We start from the raw sequence: 10,602 nt of genomic DNA, 5'->3' as shown, positions 1-10,602 counted from the left end.
TCTCGAGAAGCACCCAAACGCCGAACCCAACACCTGATAACGATCTCCACCATCAATGAATCCAGATCAACTTACACAGACAACTTGACAAGCTCTAGCCGGGTTCCCCGCCGGGTCCTGCCGGGCCGAATCGGACACCGAGCAGTCCCCGGGTTCCGGTCTCGACCAGCGCCATCAGCATCAGCTGGGGATATCCGGCCAGGCCCAGCCGGTATCGGACCAGGCCCAGCCAGTTCCGCTGGGCCTGGTTGTCCGCGCTCTTGAACGATTTACAGCCGTCGAACGCGACCGTCCGTAAACCCCGGTAGGACACCCCGGGCGTGTCCGGCCGGGCCAGTGGCCCGGCCACGACCTCGAACAAAGCCCGTAACGGGGCTGTCCCGACCCGGCGGCGAGCCTGCCGTAACGCCGACTCCGACGGTGACCGCAGCGACAACGGCTTCAGCGCGGACACCATTTTCGCCCACACGAGGGTGTACCCCAGATGAGGGAACATCCCCAGCACGATCATGAAGTAGACGACCACCCGCGACGGCAGAAGCCGTTCCCGCTGCTGTACCCGGCCCGTCTCTTCCAGGACGGCATCCACCAGTTCAAACGGCAGAAACGGCGTCAGCTCCCCCACATGCCCGGGCGCGAACACTCCCGCCGCGACAGTGACAGTGCGGGTGAAAGTGACCGTGGCAGACTCGACAGACAACGGGACCTCCCGGACAGCAGATAGATCTTGGTCGACTACCTGCCTACCGCGAGGTCCCGTTCCTCAGACACCCATGTCCATCGAAAGAGTGTCGCCAACCACCCGAAACCCTTAACTGCGTGGCCTTGCGTCCGATTGACCCGTGAACGCCAGCCGCGACGGGAGAGCTGGCACCCAGAGGTCACTCCAGCCCGCTGAGACACCCGCGACCGCCAGCCGTGAAGATCATCCCCCCACAGTTGATCATGAAATGTCGATCAAGCCAGGCCGGACGGGGCCCACCCCGGCCGGGGAGATCCCCATCCCCACCGCCGCCACCGGGAGATCGCCCTGGACGGCCGCCACGCCATGGTTCCGGGCCTACGAGCCGAGTCGTGAACGATGACACGAGTGGCATGCCGCACTCGGTACCGCACCGGCGGTGGACATCCGGATTTCTCGAATAGGGGTCAGCACTTCTTCCAGGCGACGTGGTAAATGGTGTCGAGGTTGCCGTCGGTGGAATCCATGGTGATGAAACTGGTCTTCTTCTTGTCCGGGCCGGTCGAGGTCACCCGCAGTTCGGTGTTGACGTTCAGGTAGCGGCGCTCGCCGCAGGGCAGGTAGGAGAGGGAGCTGACGGAGACGGCGTCGGTGCGCTGCCAGTCGCTGTCGGACGGGCCGGTGAAGACGTGGCGGCTGCGGTCGGTCTTCGACTCGCCCTGGAAGTAGTAGAACGAGGTCTGGGTGGCCGAGGCGCCCTTCTCCAGGTGGGCGAAGCCGCGGTAGTCGGCCTTGGCGATCGCGTAGGTGTAGCCCTGCGGGACGTGGACGTTCAGGCCGAGCTGGCAGTTCTTGCGGAAGTCGGTGGGCTTGGCGGTGCCGCCGGCCTGGGCGGTGTATTCGCTGTAGCTGACCGTGAAGGCCTTGTTGTCCGGGGAGACCGTGACCGCCGCGGTGCCCAGCGGGCAGCCGGAGCCGTTCGCCGCGACGACGTCGATGACCATCTCGTCGGCCGGTACCGGCGGGGCCGCGAACGCGCCGGACGGCACGGCGGCGCCCGCGACGGCGGCGAACGAGGCGGCGGCGACGGCGAGTGAAATGCGCATGGGGGTCCTTTACAGATCGCGGAATGTAGCCGTTGGGAAAGCTAGATTCCGCGGCCGTGGAAAGGCAATTCCGGCGTACCGGGAATTAGTTCTTGAAGGTGACTTCCGCGTTTTATGCTGAACGTACGGCGGAGCGGGGGTGCCCGTTCAGACGACCGGCACGCTCGCCCTGGCTCACCGGGGCCGGTCGCCGTACGCCAGAATCGCGCGGTGCAGAACGACGAAATGGTTCCCGCCGGGTACACAACGGAGCGTGTCGGCTTCTTCACCGACGCCGTGTTCGCGATCGCGATGACGCTGCTCGTCATCGACATCCCCAAGCCCGAGGAGGGCACCGAGTTCGAGGTCGCCGAGGTTGGTCGCGCCGAGGCGGCACGCAATCTGCTGCACTTCCTGTACGAGCAGATCCCGTCCTTCTCCGCGTACCTCCTCGCGTTCTACATCCTCTGGGTCGTCTGGCGTCAGCACCACCAACTACTCGACCGTCTCGTCCGGATGTCCCCCGGCCTCATCCGGCTGCACTTCCCGCTGTTGCTGCTCGCCGGGCTGCTGCCCTACGCGACGACGGTCTACGACCACAACACGCTGAACCCCGCGGCGGCCGGCCTGTTCACCGTCGCCGTCGCGACGTTGCTGCTACTGCGCTCCGGTGTCCAGCGCCGGGCCCTAAACGACGGACTGCTCCGCGACGACGTCGACCTCGACGTCTACCGCCGGGACGCCCGGATCTCCTGGATCGTCGGGTGGTACTTCCTCGCCACGCTCCTGTTCTGCTGGTTCACCCCGTGGCTGACGTTCCTCTGGTTCGGCGCCCCGCTGCTCGGCGGCGTCCTGAACCGCCGCGCCGGACTGGATTCGGTCCGGCTCGGCGGCTGACCCGGTCTTCTCAGGCCGATCCCGGGCCAGGTCGTCCCAGAGCGGGTCCGGGCGGAACGGCACCGCTCACCGGAAACGGTCGGCGAGGGTCGTGAGCTTGGCGACGTACGCCGGCCAGTCGTGGTCGTCGGGCAGGTTCGAGTTCTCCTGGCGCACGCCGATCGCGTTGTCGGCCTGCTCGCGCAGGATGTCGGCGTGACCGGCGTGCCGGGCCAGGTCGGCGATCACGTGGACGATGATCCGCTGCAGGGTCACGGCCCGGGTCTCCGGCCGCCACCACGGCACCTCCCCCGGCGCGTCCAGCGGCAGCGCCTCGATGGTCCGGTCCGCGAACTCCCCGACCCGGCGGTAGAGGTCGATCAGGCCGTCCTTCGTCTCGTCCGCGGTCGCGTACCAGTCGGCCTGCGGATCCTTCTCGTACGCCGACTCGGGCACCAGCTCGCCGACGTCCGGGAACTCCCGCCCGAACGTCCGCCCGAAGTACGCGGCCTCCACGTTGAGGCAGTGTTTGACGATCCCGAGCAGGTTGTTGCCGGTCGGCGTACGCGGCAGCCGCGCCTCCCGTTCGCTGAGCCCGTCGAGCTTCCAGATCAGGTCCTCGCGCGTCTCCCGGAGGTAGTCGCGCAGCGCCGTCTTCGCATCGTCCGATTCGGTCATGGCGTCAGTCTCCCCGGCCGGTGACACCCGCGGTGACCGGCCCGGCGGGTGCGACCGGGGCCGGGAGGCGGCGGCGGTGCAACAGCAGGGCGGTCAGCCCGCCGGCGACCAGGCCCCAGAAGGCCGATCCGACGCCGAGGACGGTCATGCCGGAGGCGGTCACCACGAAGGTCACCACGGCCGCCTCCCGGCCCTCGGGCTCGGTCACGGCGCTCGCCAGCGACGAGCCGAGCGCCGGGATCAGCGCCAGGCCGGCGACGGCGATGACCAGGACCGGCGGCGAGAGGAGCACCAGCGCGGTGGCGAGGCCCGCGCCCAGGCCGAGGGTGAGCTGGCCCAGGCCGAGCGCGACCGTGGCGGTCCAGCGGCGGGCCGGGTCGGGGTGGGTGTCCGGGCCGGCGGTGAGGGCCGCGGTGATCGCCGCCAGGTTCAGCGCGTGGCCGCCGAACGGTGCCGCCACCATGGTCGCGGCGCCGCTGGTCACCAGCACGGCGCGCAGCGGGACCGGGTAGCCGTACGTGGCCATCACCGCCATGCCGGGCACGTTCTGCGCCGCCATGGTGACCAGGAAGAGCGGCAGCGCCAGGCTGATCAGGGCGGTGACGGTGAACTCCGGCATCGTGAAGACCGGGGCGGGGCGCAGCGACGCCTGCGACAGTCCACCGTCGACGCCGGAGACGGCGATCGCCACGACCGCGGCGGCGAGCGCGCCGGGCACCGCCCACCGGCGGGCGAATCGCATCAGCAACGCCCAGGTCAGCACGACCGGGATGGCGAGCTCGGGTACGTCGATGACCGCGCGCACCGGCGCCGCGCACAGGCTGAGGATCACCCCGGCCAGCATCGCACCGGCGATCGGCCGGGGGATCGCGTCGATCGCGCGGGCCAGCCAGGGCACCAGCCCGGCGAGCACGATGAGGGCGCCGCAGACCAGGAAGGCGCCGACCGCGGCGGGGAAGCCACCCGCGTTCGCACCGGTGGCGACCAGCAGCGCGGCGCCCGGGGTGGACCAGGCGATGCTGATCGGCATCCGGTAGCGCAGGCTGAGCCCGACGGCGAGCACCGCGATACCGGTGCAGAGCACGAGCAGTCCCGAGGCGGCCTGGGCGGGGTTCGCGCCGACCGCCCGCAGCCCGGCCAGCACCACGGCGAACGAGCTGGCGTATCCGACCACCGCGCTGACCACACCGGCCAGTGCCGGCTGGGCCGTGTCCCACCGTGGCATGCCCGCTCCCTCCGCCTACGATTGTTCCGTAAACGGAACGCTGGGCGGATGCCAGACTAGCCGGGTGAACGCGGACCCCACAAGCGAAGCCGGGCTGGCGGTCGGGCAGCGCGTACGCCGGCTGCGACTGGCCCAGGGCACCTCGCTGTCGGCGCTGGCCCGGGCCGCCGGCATCGGCAAGGCGACCCTCTCCGGCCTGGAGCACGGCACCCGCAACGCCACACTGGAGACGCTGCACGCGGTGGCCGGCGTGCTCGGCGTGCCGGTCACCGCGCTGCTGCTGGAGCCGGGTGCCCCGCCGGCGCAGATGGCCGAGGTCCGCGGATCGGCGGTCACGCCCCGCCTGCTCACCGTCTTCCACGAGCCGGGCGTGACGTTCGAACTGCTGACCATCCGGGTACGCCCGGGCGTACTGCAGCGCTCCCCCGCCCACGCTCCCGGGGTGACCGAGCACCTCACCACCATCCAGGGCGTGCTCCGTGCCGGCCGGGCCGACGCGCCGGCGATCGTGCGCCCCGGCGAGCACCACGCCTGGCAGGCGGACACCGCCCACGTCTACGAGGCACTGGGCGACGAGGAGGCCACCGCGGTCCTGCTGATCCGCTCGCCCCGCCCCGCCTAGAGCCGCGCGGGACGGCCGGGACGGTTCACCCGATGGAGCGACGGACCGGACTCCATTCGCCGGACGGGGATTCATTGCGAAGTTACGATCTTCGTGTCCCGGGCGAGTGCCGGCCGTCCCCGGCCTGATCCAGGAGGTCCCATGCTGACCAGCGACGACGCCGCCGCCGAGACCTGGGGCGTCACCGCCTCGACCGGGCGGCCGTTCACCCACGCGTCGATCGCCGGCGCGCACTTCCGGGCCTGCCGGCAGTCGTACCGGGAGCTGCTGGGCCTGGCCGGGATCCGGACCGGCATGCGGGTGCTGGACGCCGGGTGCTGCGGCGGCGAGTTCCTGCCCTGGCTGACCGCGCTCACCGGCCCCGGCGGACGGGTCTCGGCCATCGACCTCGACCCGGAACACGTCGCCCGTGCCGGCGCGCGGGTCGCCGGCTGGGACCTGCCCTGCCCGGTGGATCTGCGCCAGGGCAGCATCACCGGGCTCCCGTACGCGGACGACACCTTCGACGCCGTCTGGTGCTCGAACACCGTCGAGCTGCTCACCGACGACCAGCTGCGGGTGGCGCTCGCCGAGCTGCGCCGGGTCACCCGTCCCGGCGGCCTGATCACGATCAAGGACGTGGACGCCGCCTGCTTCGCCGTCCGCCCCGGCGACCCGCACCTCTTCGCCGACCTGTTCCGCGCGGCCGGGGCGACCCCCGGCTACGCCCAGCAGGTCCTGCGGGCCCGCGACCTGTACCGCTGGATGCGCGAGGCGGGCATCGGCGCCGTCCGGCAGCGCACCGTCCTCATCGAGCACTTCGCCCCGTTCACCCCCGACGTGCGGGCGTACTACGCGCCGGCCTTCGCCGAACTGGCCGGCCAGGCGACCGGGCTCGGCCTGCCCGCCGCGGACTGGGCACCGCTGCTCGACCCGGGCCACCCGCAGAACCCCTTCCACCACCCCGACGGCTACATCAGCGAGGGCAACGTCCTCGCCATCGGCACCGCCTGACCGCTCCCACCCCCCGGCAACGGCCGTCCGGATGTCGCCCTGGCAACGCGGGCGCCACATCCATGCCGGTCACGCGGAAACGTCGGCCGGGCGCAGCACCATGAGCGGGCCCTCGGATGCCGCGACCATCGCGAACGGGAAGCGGTCGGCCTCCAGGCAGAGCGCCACGTCGTCGGCGTGGACTCCGGGCAGGCCCCGCCACGCCCCGTCCGCGAGACCGGCCGCCGCACGGGACGCCGCCGCTCGCGCCAGGAACGGGGCGGCCCCGGCCCGCGGGTCGGCGATGTACTGCGCGCAGGCCAGATCCTCGTCGCCGTCGGTCACCACGAACGTGACATCACCGGCGGCCGGAAGCAGCCGAGCGGTCGCCGACGCCACCACGAAACTCGCGCAGAGCAGGAGCGACGCGCCCTTGACCGCATGGACGCCGACCGTCCCGTTGGTGGTCTTCTGCACGACCGTACGTCCGGAGAGGTCCATCGATCTGAGCAGGGCGGGCGAGTTGACCAGGTCGAACCCGGGCGCGGGCGGCCCGTCCTTGAGCGTGATCCAGTCCGGGTGATCCGCTTTGAGGTCGAGCGCCTCCTCCAGCGACGCCGCGAGCACCACCTTCTCCGCTCCCCGCGCAAAGGCCCAGGCGGCGACCGTGAAGGCCCGCATGACATCGATGACGACAGCGGTCGTGGGGGCCGTAGCCACCTCCGCGATACCGGCGAAGCGAGCGTCCATTCCCGAGATCATCCCCGATCGCGGACCATCACACGCGACAGATCCTCGCCTCACGAACCGGAGAGACGACATGTACGGCGCATGACCATGCCCGGCCGGCGCTTCCCGTGGCCTGCTCACCATCGGCCCCGTCGCCGACCGCCTCACGGCGGTGAACGACGCACTCGAACGGATGACTAATTCCTGAAATGTCCCTGTTTGGAGCTCATGGATTCTAACGTTTTCCCCGCACTGCGGACTCAGGAGCGCGTCGCATGTTCAACGATTCCCGGCAAGCCATCGCGGCCGGCTCCACGGTGGTGCTGTCCACGGCGACCGGCCTCACGATCAATATTCTGACCGATCATCCCTCGTGGGGAATCGCGACGACGGTGATCGTCCTGACGATCGGCGGCATCCTCGTAGCGGTGATGGCCCTGGACCGGAACGCCGAACCGGCTCCGCCGCCTTCGCCGGCGCCCGGGGTCCATCAGCAGAGCACGATCACCATCGGCGACCACACCGCCCAGGTACGCGGCGACCTCCGCGTGGGAATGTCGCCCGGCTACATGATCCTGTCCCTGGCGGTCATGGCCGCGCTGGTCGCCGTCGTGGTGATCGCCACCCGGCGCACCCCGTCGACGGGGGCACCACCCCCGGCGGAGACGCCGCTCAGCGCACCGATCATGACCAGGGTGGCGAATCGCGGATTCGACATCGATTGCCCCGCATCGATCTACTACTTCCCCGGCACCGCCCATGCGCTGAGATCCGCCCTGCCGAGATCGCTGACCCCCGACGATGCCATCAACCATTCACCAGACTTCGCCACATGGGTGGCGCAGGCTGGCGGCTGGCGCGCGGTGAATTGGGTGCAGTTCACGGTGCAGAACAACTCGGCGAACGCCGCCATCCTCACCGGCCTGTCCATCGACGTCACGAACCGGCACCCCTTGACGAGCCGGACCCGGATCGCCGACATATCCGACTGTGGCAGCGCCATGCTGCCTCGGGCATTCACCGTCGACTTCGGCGCACATCCGCCGAGGGTCACGGCAATGCGAGGAGAGGACGAGTACGGCACCTCCCTGCCCGCGACGAAGTTCCCCTTCAAGGTGTCGGCCACCGACCCGGAAGTCTTCGACCTGTGCATCGCCGAAGGCCCGGCCGAGGACATCGAATGGACCGCCACACTGGAGTACACCCAGGACGGTGTCGGCCGCCAGGCCGTCATCAGCGACGACGGCCGGCCATTCCACTCCGTGCCGCAAGACGACCGGCCTGACCCACCCGCATACCTGCTTCGGGACGGCGGCGGCCTACGCAGGGTCTCGTGACGTCCGGCTCCCCAGCGGTTCTGCCTACCGCCTCGCGACGTCTCGATCGAGGACGTGCACCGGGGCCGCACCGGATCGTCACCCACAACGGCGGCTTCCGTTGGACCGGCCCGGGCGACGTCACCGCCGAGCCGGCCGGGGCCCGCGCGATCGCCTTCCCACACGAGCACGTCGGCGAGTGAGCGAACGGGCCGGTCCCGGTCATCGGGGCCGGGCCTGATCCACACGGTTGCGGCGGTCGGTGTCGTCTCCATTCGCAAAGGAGCACCATGAAACGGTTCATGTCCGGACCGCGTCAATTTTGAACCACCGAGACCGGGCGGCTCCCTTTCCCCCCCAGAAGGGAGCCGCCCCCGCGACGGGACCACGCAGGTAGAACAGCATGACTCGGCCCAGAACCCGAGACCACCGGAACACGGCAGCACGCACGACCCTGAGCCGGATCGCCTGGATCATGATGCTCGAGGACGGCCTCGACGCGGTGACGCCGGGATCCGTCGCCGCCCGGGCCGACCTGACGACCCGCACGTTCCGATACCACTTCCGCAACCGCGAGGAGGCCATCCCCGACGAGCTGGACCAGCAGCGGCAGGCCATGGTGGCCCGGATCCGCAGCCGCCCGCCCGGGGAGCCGCTCTGGGACTGCCTGCTACACACCCTGCCCGCGGCGGTCGTCGAGATGACGCAGAACCGCGACGCGTTCGCCTCCCTGATCCGCATGATCGACGCCGACCCGCAGACCCGCGTCGAGGCGATGCTGATGCGGGACCGGGCCCAGCGTTCCCTGATCAGGATCGTCAGCGAGCGGACGGACACCGATCACCGCACCGATCCCTACCCGGGCCTGCTCGGCGGCGCGCTGACCGTCACGCTGCACCTCTCGATCGTGCAGTGGGCCACCGGCGCCACCGAGACGCTCCTACCGGAACTCATCCGCAGCTGCCTGCTCATGCTGCGCGCCGGCCTGTGACCACGAGCGGGCAGGCGGCCGGCCCGGCCGCCCGGCACCGGCAGGGTTCCGGGGCGGGATGCTCCAGAGGCGGACCCTGTCGTCGGCGCCGGCGGTGATCAGGCGCCCGCCGTCACGCGTGATCCGCAGGGACCAGACCTGGCCCCGGTGCCCGGTCAGCGGCGCGCCCTCCGGGATTCCGGTGTCCGTGTCCCAGAGCCGCACGGTGCCGTCGTCGCTGCCCGTGGCGAGGAGTCTTCCGTTCGGGCCGAACCGCAGGGCGCGCACCGGGGCGGTGTGGCCGACGAGCGGCGCACCGGCCGGGCTACGGGTCACCGTGTTCCACAGCCGCACGGTGTGATCGCCGCCGGATGAGGTGGCCAGGAGCTTGCGGCCCCGGCTGAACGTCAGGGCGTAGACCGGGCCGGAGCCGGCGACGATCGGGGCGCCCGCGGGCTCACCGGTCGCCGGGGACCAGAACCGGACGACGTCGTTGCCGCCGGAGACGGCCAGGAGCCGCCCGTCCGGACTGAAACTGATCGCGTTCACCGGGCCCGGCCGCACGGTCAGCGTCTCGCCGACGGGCCGGAGGGTGTCGGCCTCCCACAGCCGCACGGTGTTGTCGGTTCCGGCGGCCGCAAGTCGCCTGCCGTCGCGGCTGAACACCACCGACCGCACGCCGCCGGGACGGCCGGTCGCGGTGTGCAGCAGGCGCCCGGTGACGGGATCCCACAGCCGCACCGTGCCGTCGTCACCGGCCGTGGCCATCCGGCCGGTGGAGCTGAACACCACCGAGCGCACCGGCCCGACGTGGCCGGTTAACGGCGGACCGGCCGGCTGCCCGGTCGCGGGATCCCAGAGCGACACACCGCCGTCGTCGGCGACCGCGAGTTGCCGGCCGTCCGAACTGAACTCGATGGCGTGGACCGTCCCGCCGAGACCGCTGACCGGTTTCCCGAACCAGCGCCCGGTCGCGGTGTTCCACTGTCGCACCATCCCGCCGCTGACGGTGGCGAAGACGCTCCCGTCCGGGCGCAGCGCGATGAGCCCGCCGACTCCGGGGACGGCGGTGCGGGACGGGCTGCGCGCCGGCTCACCGGCCTGCGCGGACCGCGGGGCGATGACGGCGATCAGCCCGATCATGGCCGGCAACAGGGCCAGCACCAGGGCCACTCCGGCGGGGCTCTTCCGGCCCGCGTCTTGACACTCTGTATTGGTAACCACGACCGGACCGTACCGATCAATATAGGCACTTTTGGGGTTTTTTTCGCAGTTCACCCGGTTCGGATCCCGGCCGTGGCCGGCGGACGACGGAGCCGTCCTCGTACCAGAACGCCCGCTCCGCCTTGCCGACGCCGACGGCGGGGAGTGGCGGGGAAACTACACACCGCTGCGCAGAGAAACGGTTACCGGATCATTCGGGGGAGAAACGCTAGTCAGGTGCAGA

At 70.7% G+C, this 10,602-nt stretch carries 11 protein-coding genes; 5 read left to right on the top strand and 6 right to left on the bottom strand.

The window, feature by feature from the left end; translation table 11 throughout:
• Positions 1-94: 94 nt before the first annotated feature.
• Positions 95-625 (bottom strand): transposase domain-containing protein, encoded by a 531-nt coding sequence (locus AB0M08_RS30315; protein ID WP_364500481.1) that lies wholly within the window; start codon positions 623-625, stop codon positions 95-97.
• A 524-nt stretch (positions 626-1,149) separates the two neighbouring features.
• Positions 1,150-1,788, bottom strand: a complete 639-nt coding sequence (locus tag AB0M08_RS30310) for a DUF4360 domain-containing protein (protein ID WP_364500473.1) — start codon at positions 1,786-1,788, stop codon at positions 1,150-1,152.
• A gap of 210 nt (positions 1,789-1,998) precedes the next feature.
• On the opposite strand from AB0M08_RS30310, the gene AB0M08_RS30305 reads away from it, so the two are divergent.
• A complete protein-coding gene (locus tag AB0M08_RS30305) occupies positions 1,999-2,664 on the top strand; it encodes a TMEM175 family protein (protein ID WP_364500470.1) in 666 nt (221 codons plus the stop codon).
• Positions 2,665-2,730: 66 nt separating this feature from the next.
• On the opposite strand, the gene AB0M08_RS30300 is transcribed toward AB0M08_RS30305, so the two are convergent.
• Together AB0M08_RS30300 and AB0M08_RS30295 are read right to left on the bottom strand one after the other, a co-directional pair.
• Complete coding sequence (locus AB0M08_RS30300; protein WP_364500467.1) at positions 2,731-3,321, bottom strand: DinB family protein; 591 nt, start codon at positions 3,319-3,321, stop codon at positions 2,731-2,733.
• Between the two features lie 4 nt (positions 3,322-3,325).
• A complete protein-coding gene (locus tag AB0M08_RS30295; RefSeq protein ID WP_364500465.1) occupies positions 3,326-4,546 on the bottom strand; it encodes a benzoate/H(+) symporter BenE family transporter in 1,221 nt (406 codons plus the stop codon).
• Positions 4,547-4,610: 64 nt separating this feature from the next.
• On the opposite strand from AB0M08_RS30295, the gene AB0M08_RS30290 reads away from it, so the two are divergent.
• Both AB0M08_RS30290 and AB0M08_RS30285 read left to right on the top strand, forming a co-directional pair.
• The gene (locus AB0M08_RS30290; RefSeq protein ID WP_364500462.1) at positions 4,611-5,168 is read left to right on the top strand and encodes an XRE family transcriptional regulator; all 558 of its coding nucleotides are present in this window, start codon (positions 4,611-4,613) and stop codon (positions 5,166-5,168) included.
• Between the two features lie 141 nt (positions 5,169-5,309).
• Positions 5,310-6,161, top strand: a complete 852-nt coding sequence (locus AB0M08_RS30285) for a methyltransferase domain-containing protein (protein ID WP_364500460.1) — start codon at positions 5,310-5,312, stop codon at positions 6,159-6,161.
• A gap of 69 nt (positions 6,162-6,230) precedes the next feature.
• Here AB0M08_RS30285 and AB0M08_RS30280 read toward each other — a convergent pair whose 3' ends face one another.
• Entirely contained in the window at positions 6,231-6,890 is a 660-nt protein-coding gene (locus tag AB0M08_RS30280; RefSeq protein WP_364500457.1) for a 2-phosphosulfolactate phosphatase, read from the bottom strand.
• A 254-nt stretch (positions 6,891-7,144) separates the two neighbouring features.
• Here AB0M08_RS30280 and AB0M08_RS30275 point away from each other — a divergent pair, with 254 nt between their 5' ends.
• Both AB0M08_RS30275 and AB0M08_RS30270 read left to right on the top strand, forming a co-directional pair.
• The gene (locus AB0M08_RS30275; RefSeq protein WP_364500454.1) at positions 7,145-8,206 is read left to right on the top strand and encodes a hypothetical protein; all 1,062 of its coding nucleotides are present in this window, start codon (positions 7,145-7,147) and stop codon (positions 8,204-8,206) included.
• A 382-nt stretch (positions 8,207-8,588) separates the two neighbouring features.
• Positions 8,589-9,176, top strand: coding sequence for a TetR family transcriptional regulator (locus AB0M08_RS30270; protein WP_364500451.1), 588 nt, complete (start codon positions 8,589-8,591; stop codon positions 9,174-9,176).
• Here the strand turns inward: AB0M08_RS30270 and AB0M08_RS30265 are convergent.
• Positions 9,126-10,379, bottom strand: coding sequence for a WD40 repeat domain-containing protein (locus AB0M08_RS30265; protein WP_364500449.1), 1,254 nt, complete (start codon positions 10,377-10,379; stop codon positions 9,126-9,128). The two genes, AB0M08_RS30270 and AB0M08_RS30265, sit on opposite strands and share 51 nt — an antisense overlap.
• Between the last annotated feature and the right edge of the window lie 223 nt (positions 10,380-10,602).

The organism is Actinoplanes sp. NPDC051851 (assembly GCF_040681165.1).
Lineage (GTDB): Bacteria > Actinomycetota > Actinomycetes > Mycobacteriales > Micromonosporaceae > Actinoplanes.
The sequence above is the reverse complement of the archived record's forward strand: the minus strand, read 5'-3'. Positions and strand labels throughout refer to the sequence as shown.